The following is a 21558-nucleotide window of genomic DNA, read 5'->3' as shown; positions in this document are numbered from 1 at the left end:
AAAATATTTGAATATGGATTTAAACGCATTTATGCAAACTTATGCTGAAGAGATAGGTGGGGAATATTCAGAATATGACAGCAAAACTTCCATCATTATAGTACCTCTGGCTGATGACCGCTTTCAAACGGTACTCGGTAAGTTAAAATACAGCCCCAGGTTCGACCAGCTAAGCATAGAGTTCATTTCTAAAGTATGCCTGTACGAACCTAAAATGAACTTAAAAGCGCTATTGGAAGAAAATGCGAATCTGAACCATTCACGCTTCGTCATTTCTGATGAATACATCCATGTCGAAGCTGCCAGTTTTGTGGACAGTGCCACAGAAGAAATCCTGAAAGAGATTATTCAGGAAGTAGCTAATGTAGCAGATGAATATGAATATAAACTCACTGGAGAAGATATACACTAAAACTTCACTTTATAGAAAAAACTCTACTATTAATTAATTTGTACTTACTTTTGCAATAAATGTAAGCCGCCTTATCGCTTCATTTAATTGAAGAGGAAAGTCCGGGCAGCATAGGGCATCGTACTTCCTAACGGGAAGGGCTTCTCTTTGGAGGAGTACAGACAGTGCCACAGAAAACAAACTACCTTGTGCAAACAGGGAAAAGGTGAAAAGGCGAGGTAAGAGCTCACCGCCCCAATGGTAACTGCGGGGGCACGGTAAACCTTACGAGCTGAAAGATCAAATAAGTTGCATATGCCTCCGGGCAGTCAGGCGGCCCGTCTGGCTCTTTTATAGAGATGTAACGGGTAGATCGATAGATCGTAGCAGCGATGCTGCGGCTAGATAAATGATAAGGGCCTGAACTTTCAGGAACAGAACCCGGCTTATAGGCTTATATTTTTTTCTTATTTTAGCAATGCCATCATTTCTTTTATTATATGAAATGGTGGCATTGCTAATTTTTAACTACCCCATTATGCCTAAAATATTAATCATTGATGATGAGCAAAGCATCAGAAATACGCTAAAAGAAATTTTAGAGTATGAAAACTATGATGTAGACGAAGCTAAAAACGGCGAAGAAGGATTAAAAAAACTGAGTAAAGATAAATTTGACGCGGCTCTATGCGATATAAAAATGCCTAAAATGGATGGCTTAGAAGTATTAGAGAAAGCTGCAGAGCAAGGTATAGAAACCCCTTTTATTATGATTAGCGCACACGGCACCATTGAAACAGCCGTAGAAGCTACTAAAAAAGGCGCCTATGACTTTATTCAAAAACCACCAGATCTCAATCGCCTTTTAGTTACTTTGAGAAATGCGCTTGATAAATCTACCTTGGTAAACGAAACTAAGGTGCTTAAAAAGAAAATATCAAAAACCTTTGATATAGTGGGAGAATCAGAAGCTATTTCGCAGGTAAAAGAAACTATTGAAAAAGTGGCTCCTACCGAAGCCCGAGTACTCGTAACAGGAGAAAACGGAACAGGTAAGGAATTAGTAGCCAAATGGCTACATGAGAAGAGCAACCGATCTAAAGGGCCATTAGTGGAAGTAAATTGCGCTGCTATACCCTCTGAACTGATAGAAAGTGAGCTTTTTGGACATGAGAAAGGCGCCTTTACCTCTGCGGTAAAGCAGAGAATAGGCAAATTTGAACAAGCCAATGGTGGCACCTTGTTTTTAGATGAAATAGGTGACATGAGTCTTTCAGCCCAGGCCAAAGTTCTTAGGGCCTTGCAAGAGAACAAAATCACCCGAGTGGGTGGAGATAAAGAAATAAAGGTAAATGTAAGAATAGTAGCCGCCACCAATAAAGACCTCAAATCTGAGATTACAGAAAATAAATTCAGAGAAGATCTTTATCACCGATTAAGCGTAATTCTTATCAAAGTGCCGGCTCTTAGAGACCGAAAAGATGATATTCCGCTTTTGGTTGAAAAATTCTTAAACGACATAGCAGTAGAATATGGCTCTAAACAAAAAGATATCAGTAGCGAGGCCATTACTCTTCTTCAATCTCATAACTGGACGGGTAACATCCGTGAACTGAGAAATGTAGTAGAAAGGCTTATAATTATGTCTGGAACCACTATTACTGCAGATGAAGTTGCTAAATACGCTGACATCAAGAACTAATATTATCTTATCTTTATCTTTAGATAAAAAGACTATAAACCACATATTACCAAATGCCTAATATGTGGTTTTTTCTTAACCCAATCTATTTTTTTAGTTAAACATAGGGCAAAGGATATTTAGTTGATTTGCAACATATTTAACAAATCAACTATCTATGAAACTGACAAACCATTACTTGGCTTTGGGAACCCTTGCTTTTCTGGGTGCTCTTTCAAGCTGTAAAGATGAAGTAACCGAAGTAACCGAAGTAATCAATAATGACACTACTATTACGGTTGTTTCCCCGAACGTAGACACTCTTAAGGCCTTAGAAAGCTCCCATACTCCTGCCAATATCCTAAAAGTTTGGAATGATTTCAGCGACATAAAAGTGAGCGTAGTATTAAGCTCGGAAGATACTCTTCCTAGCTCACCAAGCTTTGTTTACGGAAGTATGGCCGACGGGGCCGGACTTATAGCTGAAAAAGACGGCACTTTCACCTTAATTAACAACATAGAAGCCGATTATTCTATTGCGAGAATACGACTGAATAGTGATTTAAAACCAGTTACAGGCGAATATATACTTAACAGCAATGCCACGGGTGGCACCGCCCAGTGCTCAGGAAACCTGGTAATGCCTGCTACTCATGGCTTCGGGCCTCTTTACCTTTCCGGTGGAGAATGGGATGGAAACTCTCAAGGTGTTTTCGCCACCGACCCTTACAAAAGAGTTTCTGATGCCAGCGCCGCCTGGATACTTACAGCTATGGGACAATGGAACACTGAAAATGCTGTGGTACTAGGAAAAAATGCTTACTCTGACAAAACCGTGGTTTTAATTGGCGATGATGATAGCAACAACTCGGTTCCTTCAGGACAATTAGGTATGTATGTAGGTAACAGAGGAGATCTTGCTGGAGGTAAGCTTTATGGACTAAAAGTTACTGACACAGACGTTACCTATGAAATGGATATGGAAGAAGGTAAGGCTTACAACATAGAATTTGTAGAGTTAATGCAAAAGTCTCTCAATGATCTGGATATAGAAGCCAAAGACAAAGGTGTTATGGGCTTTGCCAGGCTTGAAGACATTGACTGGAGAAAAGGTACTGCGGCTAACGAAAGAGAAGTTTACTTTGCTGTTACTGGCAGAAACAAACCAGATTTATTAGATAAAGGGTCTAGAACTGGCAGGGTTTACAAGCTAGTTATGAACGACTCAGATCCTACTGGCGCAGGCACATTAACCTGTATCTTAGATGGAGACAAAGGCATTACAGACGAAAATGCAAAAGCTGCCTCATTCCACAGTCCTGATAACGTGCTGGTAACTGAAAACTTCGTATATATTCAGGAAGATCCTAATGGCTACGCTGGAATAAAAAGTGCAGCAGATCATTACCCTTACCTGTATCAATATAATATCAATACTGGTGAATTAAAAGTAGTACTGGAATGCGATCAGGTAACAGCCGCTGCTTTAGGGTACGGAAACACATCTTCTATGTGGGAGCTTACTGGTATGATTGACATTACTGATGAGGTAAATAACGGAGAAAACACCTTCCTTATTATCACTCAAAACCATGGATGGGAAAGAGCTAATGGCATGCCTTTCACCGATCCCGCTGCAGTTCAAAATTTAAACGGATCACGCAAAGAAGGAAGTGTTCTATTCAAAATAGTTGGCCTGGAAAGATAAAATGACATATTCAATTAAACTTATAAAAGAGGCTTGCTTAATAGCGGGCCTCTTTTCTCTCTTTATAAGCTGTAACACTCACACAAAAGAACAAAATCCTCCTTTAACAGATTTTGAAGCTGTAGAAAAGGCCTACCTCGTTCACCTGGATTCTACCATCTACTTTCTGGGAGCTATGAGCAAATCAGAGGATACAGCTTCTATTAAAGATAACTTCCTCGCAGCAAGAGATTACTTTAAAAAAGCTGAACCTGTTCTTGCATTCGCAGAATTGGAAAACTATAAAACGCTAAATGGCCCTAACCTTTTAAAAGTCAAAGAAGAAGACCTGACAGATATCAGAAAGATACACCCACAAAGCTTTCAAGTATTGGAAGAAGGTCTATTTGCTGAGGACAGCATCGATCTACAGCACATTCATGAAGTAGCTCATTTTCTCACTAACCGGCTTAATCTTATACGATCTAACACCGATTTATCCAGTTATAAAGATTATCATTTCTTGTGGTTATTAAGAAACTCCATAATAAGAACTGCCACCCTGGGCATTACTGGTTTTGATTCACCTGCATTATCTCAATCAATGGAAGAAGCTCATACAGTTTATAATAGCCTTCAGCATTATCTCAGCTTTTTCCAAGAACACTTCCAAGACAAAATGCTTTTTGAAGAATGGCAGAAAGAAATAGACCTAACCAAGAAGATGCTATCCAATGCTGATTTCGACACTTTCGATAGATATCAATTTATAAAGCAACATACCGAATATCAAATCAGACTCTGGAATAAAACCCGGAAAGACTGGAAAACCTCATTCCCCTTCACTCATGCGATCAACAATGATGCCCCAGGCTTATTTAGCAATAAAACCTTTAGCATAGCGCATTTTGCTGAACACCCAGTCTCAGACCATCAGGATTCTATCAGTGCCCTAGGCAAAATGCTATTCTATGATCCAAGCCTTTCAGACAATAACTCCCTTAGCTGTGCCAGCTGCCACAAAGCCTCTCTTGCTTTTACTGACGGAGAAAGAAGAGGATTAGGAATGCATCAGCAACCAGTAAAAAGAAATACGCCTACCCTATACTATGCAGGCTTTCAAAAGGCCTTTTTTTATGATAACAGAGCAGGAAACATCGAAGGTCAGATTTCAGGAGTCATAACCAGTGAAGATGAATTTCATTCCAACCTGGAAGCTCTTGAGAAAAAAGTAAAATCAGAACTAGAATACCAAAAGTTATTTTCCTCCAATTACAAAAATGGAGTAACCCAAAGCAATATAAGGCATGCCATAGCAACTTACATTAGAGGAATGGCTCCATTTAACTCTAAGTTTGACAAAAACATGCGAGACGAAGAAGCTTCATTAACAAAAGAAGAAATGCTGGGCTTCAACTTATTTATGGGAAAAGGCACATGCGCCACATGCCACTTCCCTCCCCTCTTCAATGGTACTGTACCACCAGACTTCCTCGAATCTGAAATGGAAGCCTTAGGAACGCCTAAAACAGCTTCTAATAAAATGCTAGACACAGACCTAGGAAGGTATCATATCTTTCAAACAGAAGAGCGCAAACACTTTTTTAAGACTCCTACTGTAAGAAATATAGCTTACACCGCTCCATATATGCATAACGGTGTTTATGATAGCCTGGAACAAGTTCTAAACTTTTACAATGTAGGCGGTGGAATCGGTATGGGCTTTACCATGCAGCACCAAACACTGCCGGAAGATTCACTGCATTTATCAGATCATGAACAGCAAGCCATAATCGCATTTATGAGAACGCTTTCTGATCCAATGCCTAAAAGCGATTATTAAAAAAAATGGCCCTTAAGGAGGTCTTCCATGAGGGCCATTTTTAATATTATCTTTAAAATTGATTATCCTTAGTAGTAAATTCGGTAAACGTTATGGCCAAAATCATCCGATACTAAAATAGATCCGTCTTTCAATTGAATTACGTCTACAGGACGACCCCAGTTAGTTTGTGTTTGATCATTCAACCAACCGTCAGCAAATACTTCCGCTTTAGTGGCACGGTTTCCTTCTATAGACACATGCATCAATCGATAACCTATCTTTTTAGACCTATTCCAGGAGCCATGTTGGGCTACAATTATATCGCCTTTATACTCCTCAGGGAACATATCCCCTGTATAAAAGGTGAACCCTAAACTAGCAGTATGAGCTTCAAACTTCCAAACTGGAGGCACAAAGTCAGAACAAGGAAACTTCTCTCCAAATTCAGGATCAGCTATTTCTCCTCCATGGCAATAAGGATAACCAAAATGCTGACCTTTTTTAGTAAGTCGATTCAACTCTCCAGGAGGAAAATTATCCCCCATCATATCTCTTCCGTTATCAGTAAACCACAGTTCCTTAGTATCAGGTTTCCAGTCAAAACCTACCGTATTTCTGATACCCTTTGCCACAATCTCACGACCAGTACCATCAGGATTCATTCTGGTAATGGTAGCAAAAATCTCATCCTCACTCTCACAAATATTACAAGGGGCTCCAACAGGTACATATAATTTTCCATCAGGCCCGAATGCTATGTATTTCCATCCATGATGCCCCTCTGTAGGATATAGATCATTTACTATTTCATAAGCAGGAGGATTCTCCAGCTGCGTTTCAATATCAGATAACTTTAATATTCTACTTATTTCAGCTATATATAAATCCCCGTCCTTAAAGGCTACTCCATTCGGACTACTGAGGCCTTCAGCCAAAACATATTTCTTATCAGCCTTGCCGTCTCCATCTTCATCCTTAAGCGCATACACTTTATCTTCCTCTCTGTTTCCCACATACACTACACCAGAAGGGCTTAATGCTAATGATCGGGCATTTTCAACTTCAGCAAATACTTCAATTTTAAAACCATCCGGCAGGTTTATCCTGTCCAGTCCTTCTTTGGGAGTTTCCTTCTCTGAAGCTACCTTGGTACTATCCACTTTGTCAGTATTCTGATCATTAGTACCAGATGATGAGCAACTCATTGCAAATACCAACAAGATTAAAAATGACTTTTTCATATCAAATTCTATTAGAATTAAATTTTTTAGGCAAAATACTAAACTATAAATACAGTTAGGTTTTATTATCTATTGATCAACAGATAACTTTGTAGCATGTTATCAATAAACAACCTTTCTTATTTCATTGGAGGCAGAACTCTCTATGAGGATGCCTCACTTCACATCAAGCCAAAAGACAAAATCGGACTCATTGGTCTTAACGGGGCGGGCAAGTCCACTTTATTACGCTTAATTAATGGAAACTATCAACCTGATGGTGGCGATATTAGCAAAAGTAATGACTGTTCCATTGGCTTTTTAAATCAGGACCTACTCTCCTACCAAACGGAAGATAGCATCCTCTCTGTAGCAATGGAGGCATTTGGAGAAGCAGTAGAAACTCAAAAAGCCATTGACCAGATAATTAAAAAGCTCGAAACCGATTACTCTGATGGCTTGGTAGAAAAACTAACCAAGCAACAGGAAAAGTTTGAAAGGCTGGAAGGTTATAGCATGCAGGCTAAGGCTGAAGAGATATTAGAAGGTATCGGCTTTAATACGCAGGATTTACAAAGGCCTCTTAAAGAGTTTTCAGGAGGGTGGCGCATGAGGGTGATGCTAGCTAAGTTACTATTGGAAAAACCATCCTTACTCATGCTGGATGAGCCTACTAACCACTTGGATTTACCTTCTATAGAATGGGTAGAAAACTACCTTAGAAATTATGAAGGAGCCGTTATAGTAGTTTCTCACGATAGGCAGTTCCTCAACAACACCATCAACAAGGTCGTAGAAGTAACCCAACAACAGCTCACTGTTTACGAAGGAGATTATGACTTCTACCTGGAAGAAAAAGAGCTTAGAAGTGAAATTCAAAAAAATGCATTCGAAAATCAGCAACAGAAAATAAAGCAGACCGAACGTTTTATCGAGAAGTTCCGAGCTAAAGCAACTAAAGCGAAACAAGTGCAATCTCGGGTAAAAGCACTTAACCGCATGGACAAAGTAGAAGATGTTATCGATACTAATGCGGTGGTAAATTTCAAATTTGAGTTCAAGCAAAAATCAGGCAGGCATGTCATCCGTCTGGAGGAAGTAAGTAAATCTTATGGCGATCTTAAAATATTAGAAAACACCTCTGCCCACATAGAACGTGGAGATAAAATTGCACTGATTGGAGCCAATGGAAAAGGTAAATCTACCGTTTTAAGGATCATAGATGGATCTGAACCCATTAAAGGAAATAGAGAGGAGGGTTACAACGTCCTTAAAGGTTTCTATGCTCAGCATCAGCTAGAATCCTTACAGGTGAATAATGATATTCTAGAGGAGCTAAAGCAAGCAGGAACAGAAAAAACCGAGCTCCAATTAAGGCAAGTTCTGGGCTGCTTCTTATTTACAGATGAAGATGTATTCAAAAAAATAAAAGTGCTTTCCGGAGGCGAAAAATCAAGGGTAGCATTAGCCAAGACACTTATTTCTGAAGCGAACTTCCTACTATTAGATGAGCCCACTAACCATTTAGACTTTCAATCTGAAAACATATTAATACAGGCTTTACAACAGTATCAAGGAACATTTATAACTGTTTCCCACAATAGACATTTTGTATCTCAGGTAGCTAATAAAATTTGGTATATAGAAAACCACGAGATAAAAGTTTATCCGGGCACATATCAGGAATATTTATACTGGAGAGAACAGAACCCGGCGGAAAGCACAGAAGCACCTAAGCCAAAAGTAGAAAAGAAAGAAAAGTCTCAGACCAAAAAACATACAGATGAAGACCAAAGGAGGTTACAAGCACTGAAAAAAGAGCTCAACCAACTAGAGCAAGAGATTGATAAACTGGAAAAAGACATCAATGAGCTAGAAGCACATATGGCTAAACCAGATGTATATGGAAATCCTGATGAACTTTTGCAAACTAACACTAAGTATGAAAGCAAAAAATCAACCCTTGACAATCTAAATGAACAATGGGAGGAAAAGGCTTTAGAAATTGATATGCTAGAGGAATAGGCTCAAAATATAAGCCTATTCCTCTTCTCTGGGATCTATTGCTAAATGGGGTGTATATGCTAGAGCATAACCCCCACCAGTATAATCATTCCTATTAAGAATAGTACCTGTACGTAAATCGCCCTGAATAGACTTCTTATTATTGTCCTTCGCATAATTAGTCTTGTTAAAAAAAATTCTGTTAGTTAATTATTAGACTCCTCTTATTTCCAAAGGGTTGGAAGAGCTTTAAAAAATATATTTAAATCTAAAACCTACCTCAAGAATAGTAGGTCTACTATCAAAATCTGAATCTGATTTAGTTACTGATGTCAATGCCTGTCTTAGCTGAGGCAATAATGACAAAATGTAATGCTCTCCCATCTCATAACTAAATTCTGACCCCAGCAAACCGCTAATCTGGTAAGTTCTATAAGGAGAATCACTCCCTGCACTTACAGTCAGGTCTTCTACATTTCCGTCAGATCCATCAAAAGTGTTTTTTATAAGAATATTATTTGCCACCCCAGATAATAGGGTAATATTAAACTTCTTATCTAGTACTATATAACCAGCCTGCACAGGCACACTCACCAACTGGTATGTATTCACTATTTCGTAAGGCCTGGTAAACTCAATATTCACCTGATCATTATTAGACCCATTATTACCTATACTGTTAAAAGACGTTACCGTTTTCGCAGACTTTCTTCCCGTAGTAGTATTATTGGTATTAGAAACTACGTTAGACGCACTTGAAGCCTGCTGCTGTAAATAACTCAAACCTCCTTGTACTACCCATCTCTTAGCTAATTGAGTTCCTACACTTACCCCTACATTAACACTTTGACCTGATGATTCTTCAGAAAACGTTGGACTTCGTCTCATTGCTAAACTATTACCTTCAAAGTCCATATTAGCCATACTGGCATTAGCTCCACCACCTATATTGGGATCAAACTTACCCGCAGCAAATCCAACACCAGCCCAAGTATCTTTAGAACCTGTTTCTTTGCTCTTTGAGGGCACATAAGCATACCAAGGCACCATTTCCATTTCACGATTCATCAAAGAATCCACCATCAAGTAATCAAAACGTCTATCAAGATCTTTAGGCAAACCTTCATCTTGAGAGGAGATCAACACAACTCGAGTAGATGCGGAAGGCTCTTCAATATCTATGTTATTTTGATTATTATCCTTATTAATTGCTACAGTTCTCTTTTCACTTTCTATATCAACAATCTCATCTTCTAAATTATGACCTTCTTGCTTGCTTTGAGCAACGGAAGATGACCCTTGCTGGAGGTCATCATTTACTAGGTCATCAGCAGTTTTATTGAATCTATCTCTTCCTTCAACTTTATCTTCCAATGACCTTTCTTTATGATTATTATCTGTCGGTTTATGAATGACAGCAGCAGAAAAATCTCTATCATTATCTACCAATAAATGCTTATTAGAAATAGCCTCTTTTACATCTTCCGAATTTACATTTTCATCTACCGAACCTCTTTCTTCACTATTCACATCATCTCTAGAAATTTCATGAGCTAAGCCAGAACCTTGTCTTTCCGGTTGAAAGCCATTATTAATCAAGTTTCCTGAATCACCATAGCTATTTTCAGCATCAGGAGATATACCACTGTTATTGGTATTATTCTTATCTAATACCAAAGATCCTTCAACTTCAGTGCTATTCAAAGCCATGCTGTTTTCTCCTTTAGGTATTCCTGCATTCTTATCTGAATACCACTGATATGAATAAATTCCAGAAATAGTAAGAGCAAAAACTACTGAAGCAGCAGCCAAGAGTTGAAAAAACAGCAAGCGACGTTTCATCTTGCTATTATTAGCATTGGCAAGATCTAATTCAATCCTTTCCCAAACATGGTTAGACACCTCTAACTCAGCATCCTCAAAAGCTTGCTGCCATTGATCATCAAAGTTTGATCTATTTTGCTTGTCCATAGCTTAGTTTTTCCTCCTTTTTAAACTGATCTTGTAATAAAGCTCTGGCTCTTGAATATTGAGATTTTGATGTACCTTCACTAATATTCAGCTCCTCAGCGATCTCTTTGTGAGTATAACCTTCAATTGCATAAAGATTGAACACTGTCTGACAACCGGCGGGTAGTCTCTGTATCATCTTAAGTAATTCCTTAAAATTGAAATCAGACAAAGAGAAGTCACTATCTTCTGTAAATGTCACATCATTAATATCCGTCATAGGAAACAGATATAATTTGCTTCTTTGATGATTTAAAGCTGTATTCACCACAATTCTTTTAATCCAAAAATCAAGACGACTTTCACCTCTAAAAGTAGATATTTTATCAAAAATCTTAATAAAAGCTTCTTGTATGATATCTTCAGCTTCTTGGTCAAACTTAGAGTACCTCATAGCCACAGCCATCATCTTTTTTGAATAAAGATCATACAACTGTCGCTGAGAACCCCTGTCTCCCTTCCGACACCCCTCTACAAGATCATTTTCTGATATCATTTAACAATAAAAGTCCAAAGGCTTTGTTTAATAAGACACAGCTTAATATGATTAGGTTGTAATGGCTATATTAGCACAAAGATAAAAATATTTTAAACAGAAGATGAATTTTAGAATTATATACATATTTTTTTTACTATTTATTTCAGGCTATCATTCACTCTTTAGCCAAAACAAAAAACTCTTATATAAGAATGCTACTTACGAATTTGAAACCAGAACGGTACAGCTATATTCTGGAAATAATACTACAAACCCAGCCACGACACTTTTAGGCCGGAATAACCTTACCTTGGAGTTCGATGATTTAGTAGAGGCTGAGGAGAGCTACAGGGTAAAAATCATTCATTGCAATCGAAATTGGACCCCTTCAAAGCTGAAAGCCATAGATTACTTATATGATTTTAATGAGTTTAATATTAATAATTACAAACTTTCAGTAGACACAAAAATAGCTTATGTACACTACACCTTTAAAGTACCTAACGTAAAAATTCCCGGAAACTACCTATTAGTAGTATACCGAGGAACCGATGAATCGGATATAATATTATCTCGCAGATTTATGGTATATGCTAACAATGTAGCAATAGCATTAACCAGCAACCTAAAAGGATTGACTTCTATGGATCGAAGTCGACAACAGCTAGACTTTATCATTAATTACGAAAACTACCCGATCCAAAATCCAGGTGACGTCCAGGTTGTGATAAGACAAAATCAGCGTTGGGACAATGCTATCACCGACCTAAAGCCCAGCATGTTAAGAGAACATAGCTCTGAATTAGAATATAAATACTTTAACAATGAAAACAGTTTCTATGCTGGAAATGAATTCCGCTTTTTCGACATGCAATCGATAAGGTATCCTGGACAAAATGTGCAACGAACTAACTTCCAAACCAGACCTACTTCCGCGCAGCTAATGGTAGACAAACCAAGAATCTATCAACCCTACACCCAATACGATGACCTTAATGGAGAATTTTTCATTGCTAATACGGATACTGGCAACGGCCCTACTCAATCTGACTACCTTACTGTATACTTTCAGCTACAAGCAGAACAGGTAGAAGGAGATGTATATCTTATAGGCAGCATGAACAATTGGGAGCTAGATACACCTTTAAAATACAATAAAGCTAACAACATGTACACTTGCAATATGATCCTAAAACAAGGGTACTATAACTTTCAGTACTTAGTGAAAAGCCAAGAACTCACCCCCAATTACCTGGAAGGAGATCATTTTGAAACGGAAAATAACTATGAAATATTAGTATACTATAAGCCCCCTTCAATGAGGTCAGAAATACTGATAGGCTATGCCAGCTATACTATGAATCCTGTTGACTAAGGGTTCTAAATTCGTATTTCAATACCCTGTTGTTAGGGTTAGAATTAGCCACATCCAGCATACCAAAGCCTTTGTGAGTAAAACGTCCCATACCACAATTAAAAACGAACTCCTGCACTTCTTTAGCTGCGTATAAGGTAAATGGAAAAGTATATCCTCTTACCTCATACTTCACATCCTGATCATACACTGGATATATCCTGGCAAATTTCTTCTGTGCAGCTGTTAGCCTAGCCAAATAAGCTTTATCTGGCACTAATTGAAACTTATAAAAACTGGAAATCTGCTCCTCTGTATACAACTCTGCCTCTTGCATTCTAGAAATAGTAGACTCATAGAGCAAATCGGAGAAATTATCAGACTCAGGAGAAATAAATCTCTTTGAAGAATTATCGTTGAATGATGAGTTTAATATCACTAATGGTGAAATACAAATAAATTTCATAGAATCAGAAAGGTCCACACCTTCTTCTAACTCTACGCTCTCAGGCTGCAAATAAAGTCCTCCTAGCTCTACCTGACTGAACTCAAATAGGTTCATAAGGAAATAATCAATAAATTCCTTACTGGGGCTAGACAAGACCAATGTAACCCGAGAGGAATAAAAATGAAGTCCCTTTCTGCTCACTTTAGTCTGCCCTTTTAGACCAGAAAAGTTATAAAATGAGTATTGTGTGAGCTTTTCATCACCACCTTTCATAAGTATTCCCTTGATCATCTGAGCAAGAAGATACTGGTGATGGAAAGGGACGTGGCTCCCCCTATTCTTTAAAAGAAAAATAATTCTAACTCTCAACTTGAATTAATTATAGACAAAAAATTAAGGCCTCTCGTTTCTTTTTCAAATTATTCCTTCAAAAAATATCCGCAATTATGCACTAACCAACTAAATCTCGGGCCGAACAATAAATATTAAAAAAATATTTTAATAAAAATAATCTTTAAATGATAAATCTGAAAATTCAACTGAATTTTATTTTATGTAGACACTAATAATTCTTAAATAATGTCAAAAATAAAGGCAATTTCTTTTCAAAATTACCTTTTTCAGAATTTATAATTAGACATTAAACCTAAAGTGCATGATATCACCATCCACCACTACATATTCCTTCCCTTCTATGGCTACCTTTCCTGCTTCTTTACAGGCCACCTCAGTTTTATAAGTTTGGTAACTATCTAATTTTATAACCTCTGCTTTGATAAATCCTTTTTCAAAATCAGTATGAATTACTCCTGCAGCCTGCGGTGCTTTCCAGCCTTTTTTTATAGTCCAAGCACGCACTTCCTGTACTCCAGCTGTAAAGTAAGTAATTAAATCTAATAAACTATAAGCGGCTTTAATAAGCTTATTTAAACCAGATTCTGTAAGGCCATACTCTTCTAAAAACAAAGCTCTCTCATCAGGATCTTCCAACTCGGCTATCTGAGCCTCAATTGAAGCTGAAACCACTACAACCTCAGCATTCTCACCAGCTGCCATTTCTTTTAAAGTATTAGAATGGGCATTACCATTAGGCAGTGCCGTCTCCTCTACGTTTGCTACATATATTACAGGCTTAGCTGTTAGCAATTGTAAATCTGCCACTGATTTTTTATCCTCAGCGTCCATTTCCAAACTCCTTGCATTCTGCCCAGACTCTAAATGATTCTTATACTTCTTCAGTACTTCAAGATCCTTTTTAGCTTTAGAATCTCCACTTTTAGCTACCTTCTCTACTCGCAAAATCTTCTTGTCTACAGATTCTAAATCTTTCAACTGAAGTTCTGCATCAATCACTTCCTTATCAGCAAGAGGATCAACCTTTCCATCCACATGAACAATATTATCATCTTCAAAGCACCTTACCACATGAGCGATAGCATCTACCTCTCGGATATTAGCTAAAAACTGATTACCCAGTCCCTCTCCCTTGCTGGCCCCTTTTACCAGTCCTGCAATATCTACGAATTCCATAGTAGTAGGAATCACTCTTTGAGGATTTACAAGCTCCTCTAAAATTCTCAACCTTTCGTCAGGAACGGTAATCACCCCAACATTAGGTTCTATTGTACAAAAAGGAAAGTTAGCAGCCTCTGCCTTGTTGTTTGAAATTGCATTAAAAAGAGTTGATTTGCCCACATTTGGCAATCCTACTATTCCACATTTAAGAGCCATGAAAAATTATTTTTTCTGTAATTTAAATACACTATAACTTCTATAACCTATATACAGTTCACTAATAAACACTCGAAAAACTGTATAAACAGGTATAGCAGCGATCATTCCTGGTATACCTGCCAAAGAAGCGCCTGCAAATATAATTATAAATATTTCCAAAGGATGAGCTTTTACACTTTTAGAAAAAATCAAAGGCTGAAGCAGGATGTTATCAACAATTTGCACCGTTGCAAAAACAGACCCTATTTTAATAATCAAAAACAAATAATTATTCGTAGTAAATAAATCTGTACCTGTGGAAACCCCCACAATCACTCCAAAACAAGCTCCAAACAAAGGCCCAAGATAAGGAATCAAATTAGCCACAGCTGCAAATAAAGCTATTGTAAGGGCATACTTAATACCTAGTATACTTAGCCCCAGAGAGGCAATAGTGAAAATGGAGAAAATCTGAAACAATAAACCAATGAGATAATTAGACAGCAACCTCTCAATTTTATTATATGCAGCAATAGTCACTTCAAAATAACGATTGGGAATAAAGCTTATCAACTTTCTTCTCATAGAGCCCATTTCATACAGAAAGAAGAACGAGATAAAGCTTACCGCCAGAATACCGACTAAAATCTGCCCGGTTACAGATATCACATTATTCAAAATATTACCAAACTTAGCGTTAGATATCAGCTCTACAATACTACTTCGCAAACTATCAACTATAAATCCCTTAGGTTGTGTCGTTAGATTATTATTGATAAGGAAATCTTCTATATTAGTAAGAGGCAAACTTAATTTTAAATATAAGTTCCTATAGTCCAGACCTAAAATCACCTCAATCTGTTCAGAAATTAAAGGAATAAATAATATTATGAACGAAGTAAAAAAACCAATAAGCACACAATAAGAAATAATTACGGCCATTAACCTAGGTACTCTTATGTTGTACACCTGCGTATTGGCAATGTATTGTGTAACCGGCCTTAGAATACTACTCACTACTATGGCTATGGCCACGTAGATTACAATATCTATAAATAGCCAGCTGAGCAGAAGAAAAACCAGTAAGCCAATTAAAATATATGTTAATGTTTTTCCGAGCATAAGCTCAAAGATAATAAAAAAGCCCTTGATTGCATCAAGGGCTTTGTTTATCAAATCATTAAAGTGTTAATCCCATCTAAGTTCTGTATCAATTTCTGAGCTATCTTCAACTTCTTGCCCATCATCGACCTGCCTATCAAATTGACTAAAGTCAACATCTGGCAACAACTCTTCTTTCACATGGTTTACAGTATTGTTTAAAGCGTCAACAAACTTATTGAAGTCTTCCTTATACAAAAAAATCTTATGTTTTTCGTACGTAAACCCATCATCTTTGTACCTTCTCTTACTTTCAGTAATAGTAAGATAGTAATCATTCGAACGCGTGGCTTTTACATCAAAGAAATATGTCCTCTTACCTGCACGCACTCTTTCTGAAAATATTTCTTCTCTTTCGTTGGTATTATTCTCTTCCACAATCCTAGTAGTTTAGTTTTTAGTTTTTTGCTTATACTTTACATAAATCCGATTTAAATATAGTATATTAATTACGTTCAATGCAAGCGTATCATTATTAATTATGAAACATTTTGTATTATTATGTGTTCCTGACCCTCTCTTTCGGTAAATTTATAGCAAAAAAACTGTTTAGCGCATGAAATTAAACCTAGATAAGGTTAAAAACACTGGTCAAATAGATTTTCTTGCTCGTCAATTAGTAGATGGATTTATTACAGGCTTACACAAGTCGCCCTATCACGGATTCTCTGTAGAGTTCGCCGAACACCATTTATACAACTCAGGAGAGAGTACAAGACATATCGATTGGAAAGTATATGCAAAAACAGATCGTTTGTATACAAAGACCTTTGAAGAAGAAACCAATTTAAGATGTCAGCTAGTTTTAGATAATTCTTCCTCTATGCACTACCCTACTGAATCTAAAGGTAAAATTAAATTCAGCTTGTTAAGTGCTGCCGCAATTTCTCATTTACTTCAAAAACAAAGAGATGCAGTAGGGATAACTACTTTTTCAGATAAAGTTGAACACACCACTCCCATAAGTTCTACCAGTTCTCACCTTAGAAAACTAATGAATCTATTAGAGCAACTTTTCAATGATACAGATAAAAACAAAAACACTAGCGTAGCCTCTGTCCTACATGAGGTGGCAGAAAAAAATCATAAACGATCACTGATAATCATTTTCAGTGATATGTTCGACAATCCGGATGAAATAGAGGAAATATTTAAAGGCCTTCAACATCTCAAGCATAATAAGCATGAGGTTCTAGTGTTTCATGTCACCGATAAGCAAACAGAATATTCTTTTAACTTCGAAGACAGGCCATATGAATTTATAGATCTGGAATCTGGAGAAAAATTAAAGCTTCAACCCGGCCAAGTAAAGGATAAATATGTTGAAGATATCCAAAAATACTATCATGAACTGAAGCTTCGATGTGGTCAACTAAAAATAGACTTTATTGAAGCAGACATTTCATCAGACTTCAATGACATTTTAAATGCCTATCTCATTAAAAGAGCCAAGATGAAATAAGCTTTATTGACTATTCATCATGAAGCCACTCTTTCTTAGCAACAAGTTCGTCCTCATCCTCTTCATAATCAGGATCAGGAACACAGCAATCTACAGGGCATACAGCCGCACACTGAGGCTCTTCATGAAATCCTGTACACTCTGTACACTTTCCTGATACTATGTAATAGAACTCATCAGAGACCGGCTCCTGCGGCTCTTTAGCATCTATTACCGCTCCATCTTCCATCTCTACTTCAGAAAGGGTTGTTCCTCCTGCCCAATCCCACTCTAAACCACCTTCATAGATGGCTGTATTAGGACATTCAGGCTCGCATGCACCACAGTTGATACATTCATCAGTTATCATTATAGCCATTACACAAACTATTTATTCCTTTTAAATCTTAAAATTCGAATCTTTGCAAAAATATAAAGTATATACCTGGTTTCAAACAGAAACGAGATACAAAGGTTATTAGATTATATATGAACATCAAAGAACGAATTTCTGCTTTCGCCCAACTGGGAAACAAACTTAAAAAAATCATGGATCAAGAGCCTGATGAAGATTTCTTCATCAGCATTAAATCTCAAAACCCTTGGTTTACAGAAGATAATGTAAAGCTTGCCCTCCATAATATTATAAACTACCTCAAAGAGGATCATTTATCAAACTGGGTAGGTAACTATAACATAAAAGAGCAAAACAAAAAAATTGGCATTGTCATGGCCGGAAACATCCCTCTCGTAGGATTTCATGATTTATTAGCCGTTATTATAAGTGGAAATATTGCAGTTATCAAAATCAGTTCACAGGATTCCTTCTTAATGCATTTTATTATTAGTGAACTTAATTCTCTTGATAATCGATTCAAAGAGAAAATTATAATCAAAGATCAGCTAAAAGATATAGACGCAATAATTGCTACTGGTAGCGATAACACCAGTAGATATTTCGAGTATTATTTCTCAAAATATCCAAACATAATAAGGAAAAACCGTACTTCAGCCGCTATTTTAGACGGAAGTGAAACTAAAGAAGACTTACAAAAACTATCTGATGATATTTTCAGCTATTTTGGTTTAGGCTGTAGGAACGTATCTAAACTTTTTGTGCCCAATGAGTATAATTTTGTTTCATTTCTTGAGGCCATGAGCAAGTATCAATATATTACTTATAATCACAAATATTCTAACAACTATGACTATAATAAATCCATTTATTTAGTCAATGGTGTTAAACATTTAGATAATGGTTTTTTATTATTGAAGGAAGATCATAACATGGTTTCTCCCATTTCCGTACTCTTCTTTGAATATTACTCTTCCGATGAAAATCTATTAGAAATAACAAATAGACAAAAGGATAAAATTCAATGTATCGTAAGCAAAAAGCAACTTACAATAGATCATAAACCTTTAGGTGATGCCCAATATCCAAAATTGTGGGATTATGCCGATGGAGTAGATACTATGAGATTTCTGACTGAATTATAATAGACTTAATCATATTCTACCTTAAAACAACAAAAGCCCTGTAAAATCACTTTACAGGGCTTTTGTTGTTAATCATTTACTTATTCTTAGGTCATCTTACTAATCTCTATGGATGCCCCCGGATAACTTCTACCCAACCCGTATATAGTTCTCCATCTATGTCCAGTTTATAAAAATAGACTCCATCCGGCGTATCCTCAGCCTCCCAATCATTCCTATAGTTATCAGTCTGATAGATAATATTACCCCATCTGTTAGTTATAACAAGTTCTGCCTCTACATCTGAAGGAATGTTTCTTACATAGAAGGTAGGGTTCAATGCATCTCCATTTGGCGTGAAGATATTTGGCACAAACACATCTGTATTTAATGGCACCCTTGCTACTAGTTCTAGTATACAACCCAAACTATCAGTAACCTCTACAAGATACCTACCCGCTGGAATATCTTCATATAGCATTTCATATTCGAAATTGTTATTCACCTTTACCTCTTCATAGTTAGTAGAGAAACTTTGACCAGGAACAGCAGCAGAATCTAGCTCTATCTGAGTCATATATCCAGGTATACCACCTCCAAATTTTATAACCTCGAAAGATCCTGTATATCTATCAGGTAAAGACTCTGTAACTTGACCTATCTGAGCAGTCATAGGACCAGGAACAATTACGCTCACCGGGTCTGACTTCATTGTACATGTAACATCTTCCTGTTCTAAAATCAGTATGTATTCCTCAGAGTTTCTTAACGTAATATCAAAAGAACCAGAAGGCTGACCTGTAGTTGAATTTACTCTAAAAATCCAATTATCCTGTTCATCCCCTCGAGAATCCAAAATCCTCAACTTGTAATCTAGATCAGGCTCCCCTTTTACATTATACAATTCTAAACTTCTAGTAAAGTCACTATCTCCACTACATCCCAATTCATACTCAAAACTAACAGCTTTCTGCCCTCCTAATGTGTAAGATTTTTTGTTAGGGCAATACTGACTATTAGCAGGGTCAATAGTAACGTTATACACTCCTGCGATCAAATTACTTATTTCAACCTCACGTCCATCATAGTCATTGTCTTGATAGAATATTTCAGATTCATCTGACCCTGATGTTACGATTAAAACATAAGGACCTGGAACAGCACCTCTATTTCCAACCTTAAATTTAATATATCCATTCTTGCCACCTTTAGCACATGAAGGACTATTCGTGGCTACATCTTCTATATTAACCTGACCAGGGGCAGTAATCTCAACATCTTCACTCACAACACAACCGGATTCATCTCTAACAAATAGTGTGTAGTTGCCAGGAGATAGGCTTTCCGCTCCAAATACAGGACTACCTACCTGAAGTGTTCCATAACTGCTTGGAGTAACTCCATTTGTAACGGCCACTTCCCATTGTCCTGATGGGTTGCTACCACCTGTAGGAATTGATTCAATAGTTATATACCCATCACTATTCTCGCAATCTGATACTGGATGTGAGGTAGATGTAAATTGAATTTCATTATGCTGATTTCCTATTACCACTGTAATCGATGCATTGCAAGGATCTGCCGCACTTCTTCTTACAGCAATTACCTGTTCAAAAGTTGGAGCCGGTCCTACTGGCACTGAAATTTGTCCTCCAGCTACAAATGAAGTCCAGTTAAACCCATCCAGAGACCATTGCAATACGTTACCTGTTTCCCCTGGAACATCAAGATTCATTGTACCCTCATCACCAAAGCACGCTGCTCCGACAACATTAGTTGCGACCGGCACCCCTACCGTACCTGATTGATCAATCGTAACTTGCCCTTTTTTGACACAAGATATATCACCATATTGAATCTCAAAATCATAAATACCAATTGGTAGATTATTAAACTGAGGGTCATTAACATTGGTTCTTGACTCCGGTCCAGAAATGCTAATAATCACGCCAGTATTGTTCACTAATGGTGTAGATGGTGATATATCAAAATATATTGACCCATCAGAATTAGTACAAGTAGCTGGTGTTGTATTCGGAGTAATTCTTACAGTAGCACATTCTCCACCACCACCAGAACAACCTGATGGTTCTGTAACTGTATAAGTAGCAGCTGCAGAACACCCACTATTAATATCATTAACAAATACAGTGTAAGTTCCTGGCTCATCAAGGCTTGCTATATCTTCTGTTGTACTAGCAAATCCGTTAGGTCCAACCCATGAATAAGTGAAATTGCCACTGCCTCCTGTTATGGTTAAATTAACAAAACCTTCATTTCCCCCACAGGTGGTAATATTACCGCCAGCTACATTCAATGTGAAATTTACAGGGTCACTCAAATTAACATCAACATCCTGAGTTGAAGTACAAGCACCTACAGTAATACTCAAATCATTATAGACTCCCGCGGGTAAACCTGAAATGGTAGCTTCACTACTTGTTACTGTGACATTATTAAAGGCCCCAGCTGCATAGTTAATGGTATAAATTCCGTCAGGTACATTTGTAAATGACAATGTTATACTTCCATCTGATGCACCACAAGAACTTGGTCCATTACTAGAGCTTAAAGCAATACCAACGCCAGGGTTAGAATTTACATTTATGCTCGCAAAACCAGTACAGCCTGTGTCATTATCTGTTACCGTGATTTCATAGGTACCG

The 21558-nt window shown here is 37.3% G+C and carries 17 protein-coding genes and 1 other RNA gene; 9 read left to right on the top strand and 9 right to left on the bottom strand.

Annotated elements, in window-relative coordinates; genetic code table 11:
- The first annotated feature begins 13 nt into the window (after window positions 1-13).
- The 5 genes from JL102_RS14840 (at window position 14) to JL102_RS14820 (ending at window position 5602) form a co-directional block, all read left to right on the top strand.
- Window positions 14-412, top strand: a complete 399-nt coding sequence (locus JL102_RS14840) for a hypothetical protein (RefSeq protein WP_202245217.1) — start codon at window positions 14-16, stop codon at window positions 410-412.
- A 58-nt stretch (window positions 413-470) separates the two neighbouring features.
- An RNA gene (gene rnpB, locus JL102_RS14835) (RNase P RNA component class A) lies at window positions 471-856 on the top strand.
- Between the two features lie 73 nt (window positions 857-929).
- On the top strand, window positions 930-2093 hold the full coding sequence (locus JL102_RS14830) for a sigma-54-dependent transcriptional regulator (protein ID WP_202245216.1): 1164 nt from the start codon (window positions 930-932) through the stop codon (window positions 2091-2093).
- A 157-nt stretch (window positions 2094-2250) separates the two neighbouring features.
- On the top strand, window positions 2251-3780 hold the full coding sequence (locus JL102_RS14825) for an alkaline phosphatase PhoX (protein ID WP_237390604.1): 1530 nt from the start codon (window positions 2251-2253) through the stop codon (window positions 3778-3780).
- Between the two features lies 1 nt (window position 3781).
- Complete coding sequence (locus JL102_RS14820) at window positions 3782-5602, top strand: cytochrome-c peroxidase (protein WP_202245215.1); 1821 nt, start codon at window positions 3782-3784, stop codon at window positions 5600-5602.
- A 68-nt stretch (window positions 5603-5670) separates the two neighbouring features.
- Here the strand turns inward: JL102_RS14820 and JL102_RS14815 are convergent, their stop codons facing one another.
- Entirely contained in the window at window positions 5671-6825 is a 1155-nt protein-coding gene (locus tag JL102_RS14815; RefSeq protein WP_202245214.1) for a PQQ-dependent sugar dehydrogenase, read from the bottom strand.
- A gap of 96 nt (window positions 6826-6921) precedes the next feature.
- Between JL102_RS14815 and JL102_RS14810 the strand changes: the two genes are divergently transcribed.
- Entirely contained in the window at window positions 6922-8829 is a 1908-nt protein-coding gene (locus JL102_RS14810; protein ID WP_202245213.1) for an ABC-F family ATP-binding cassette domain-containing protein, read from the top strand.
- Window positions 8830-9057: 228 nt separating this feature from the next.
- Here JL102_RS14810 and JL102_RS14805 read toward each other — a convergent pair whose 3' ends face one another.
- Both JL102_RS14805 and JL102_RS14800 read right to left on the bottom strand, forming a co-directional pair.
- A complete protein-coding gene (locus JL102_RS14805; RefSeq protein ID WP_202245212.1) occupies window positions 9058-10779 on the bottom strand; it encodes a hypothetical protein in 1722 nt (573 codons plus the stop codon).
- On the bottom strand, window positions 10763-11314 hold the full coding sequence (locus tag JL102_RS14800; protein WP_202245211.1) for an RNA polymerase sigma factor: 552 nt from the start codon (window positions 11312-11314) through the stop codon (window positions 10763-10765). Before JL102_RS14800 ends, JL102_RS14805 begins: the two co-directional genes overlap by 17 nt.
- Window positions 11315-11417: 103 nt before the next feature.
- Between JL102_RS14800 and JL102_RS14795 the strand changes: the two genes are divergently transcribed.
- A complete protein-coding gene (locus JL102_RS14795) occupies window positions 11418-12671 on the top strand; it encodes a type IX secretion system plug protein (RefSeq protein WP_202245210.1) in 1254 nt (417 codons plus the stop codon).
- Here the strand turns inward: JL102_RS14795 and cas6 are convergent.
- From cas6 to JL102_RS14775, 4 genes are all read right to left on the bottom strand, one after another.
- Window positions 12652-13467: a CRISPR-associated endoribonuclease Cas6 gene (gene cas6, locus JL102_RS14790; protein ID WP_202245209.1), complete on the bottom strand. Its 816-nt coding sequence runs from the start codon at window positions 13465-13467 to the stop codon at window positions 12652-12654. The two genes, JL102_RS14795 and cas6, sit on opposite strands and share 20 nt — an antisense overlap.
- A gap of 264 nt (window positions 13468-13731) precedes the next feature.
- Window positions 13732-14829, bottom strand: coding sequence for a redox-regulated ATPase YchF (gene ychF / locus JL102_RS14785; RefSeq protein WP_202245208.1), 1098 nt, complete (start codon window positions 14827-14829; stop codon window positions 13732-13734).
- 6 nt (window positions 14830-14835) lie between these two features.
- On the bottom strand, window positions 14836-15933 hold the full coding sequence (locus tag JL102_RS14780; protein ID WP_202245207.1) for an AI-2E family transporter: 1098 nt from the start codon (window positions 15931-15933) through the stop codon (window positions 14836-14838).
- A gap of 66 nt (window positions 15934-15999) precedes the next feature.
- Window positions 16000-16350, bottom strand: a complete 351-nt coding sequence (locus tag JL102_RS14775; RefSeq protein ID WP_202245206.1) for a DUF3276 family protein — start codon at window positions 16348-16350, stop codon at window positions 16000-16002.
- A 178-nt stretch (window positions 16351-16528) separates the two neighbouring features.
- Between JL102_RS14775 and JL102_RS14770 the strand changes: the two genes are divergently transcribed.
- A complete protein-coding gene (locus JL102_RS14770) occupies window positions 16529-17434 on the top strand; it encodes a DUF58 domain-containing protein (protein WP_202245205.1) in 906 nt (301 codons plus the stop codon).
- A 10-nt stretch (window positions 17435-17444) separates the two neighbouring features.
- Here JL102_RS14770 and JL102_RS14765 read toward each other — a convergent pair whose 3' ends face one another.
- The gene (locus JL102_RS14765) at window positions 17445-17792 is read right to left on the bottom strand and encodes a 4Fe-4S binding protein (RefSeq protein WP_202245204.1); all 348 of its coding nucleotides are present in this window, start codon (window positions 17790-17792) and stop codon (window positions 17445-17447) included.
- A gap of 110 nt (window positions 17793-17902) precedes the next feature.
- Here JL102_RS14765 and JL102_RS14760 point away from each other — a divergent pair, with 110 nt between their 5' ends.
- Entirely contained in the window at window positions 17903-18913 is a 1011-nt protein-coding gene (locus JL102_RS14760) for an acyl-CoA reductase (RefSeq protein ID WP_202245203.1), read from the top strand.
- 106 nt (window positions 18914-19019) lie between these two features.
- Here the strand turns inward: JL102_RS14760 and JL102_RS14755 are convergent.
- Window positions 19020-21558: gliding motility-associated C-terminal domain-containing protein (locus JL102_RS14755; protein WP_202245202.1), on the bottom strand; the 2539-nt coding region annotated here is incomplete at its 5' end.

The organism is Fulvivirga sediminis (assembly GCF_016757215.1).
Taxonomy (GTDB): Bacteria; Bacteroidota; Bacteroidia; order Cytophagales; family Cyclobacteriaceae; genus Fulvivirga; species Fulvivirga sediminis.
Note: the sequence above shows the minus strand (reverse complement) of the source record. Positions and strands in the feature narration are given on the sequence as shown.

Excerpts from the sequence above, each read along its gene's own strand:
- JL102_RS14840 (WP_202245217.1), top strand. The coding sequence starts at position 14 with ATGGATTTAAACGCATTTATGCAAACTTATGCTGAAGAGATAGGTGGG.
- JL102_RS14830 (WP_202245216.1), top strand. The coding sequence starts at position 930 with ATGCCTAAAATATTAATCATTGATGATGAGCAAAGCATCAGAAATACG.
- JL102_RS14825 (WP_237390604.1), top strand. The coding sequence starts at position 2,251 with ATGAAACTGACAAACCATTACTTGGCTTTGGGAACCCTTGCTTTTCTG.
- JL102_RS14820 (WP_202245215.1), top strand. The coding sequence starts at position 3,782 with ATGACATATTCAATTAAACTTATAAAAGAGGCTTGCTTAATAGCGGGC.
- JL102_RS14815 (WP_202245214.1), bottom strand. The coding sequence starts at position 6,825 with ATGAAAAAGTCATTTTTAATCTTGTTGGTATTTGCAATGAGTTGCTCA.
- JL102_RS14810 (WP_202245213.1), top strand. The coding sequence starts at position 6,922 with ATGTTATCAATAAACAACCTTTCTTATTTCATTGGAGGCAGAACTCTC.
- JL102_RS14805 (WP_202245212.1), bottom strand. The coding sequence starts at position 10,779 with ATGGACAAGCAAAATAGATCAAACTTTGATGATCAATGGCAGCAAGCT.
- JL102_RS14800 (WP_202245211.1), bottom strand. The coding sequence starts at position 11,314 with ATGATATCAGAAAATGATCTTGTAGAGGGGTGTCGGAAGGGAGACAGG.
- JL102_RS14795 (WP_202245210.1), top strand. The coding sequence starts at position 11,418 with ATGAATTTTAGAATTATATACATATTTTTTTTACTATTTATTTCAGGC.
- ychF (WP_202245208.1), bottom strand. The coding sequence starts at position 14,829 with ATGGCTCTTAAATGTGGAATAGTAGGATTGCCAAATGTGGGCAAATCA.
- JL102_RS14780 (WP_202245207.1), bottom strand. The coding sequence starts at position 15,933 with ATGCTCGGAAAAACATTAACATATATTTTAATTGGCTTACTGGTTTTT.
- JL102_RS14770 (WP_202245205.1), top strand. The coding sequence starts at position 16,529 with ATGAAATTAAACCTAGATAAGGTTAAAAACACTGGTCAAATAGATTTT.
- JL102_RS14765 (WP_202245204.1), bottom strand. The coding sequence starts at position 17,792 with ATGGCTATAATGATAACTGATGAATGTATCAACTGTGGTGCATGCGAG.
- JL102_RS14760 (WP_202245203.1), top strand. The coding sequence starts at position 17,903 with ATGAACATCAAAGAACGAATTTCTGCTTTCGCCCAACTGGGAAACAAA.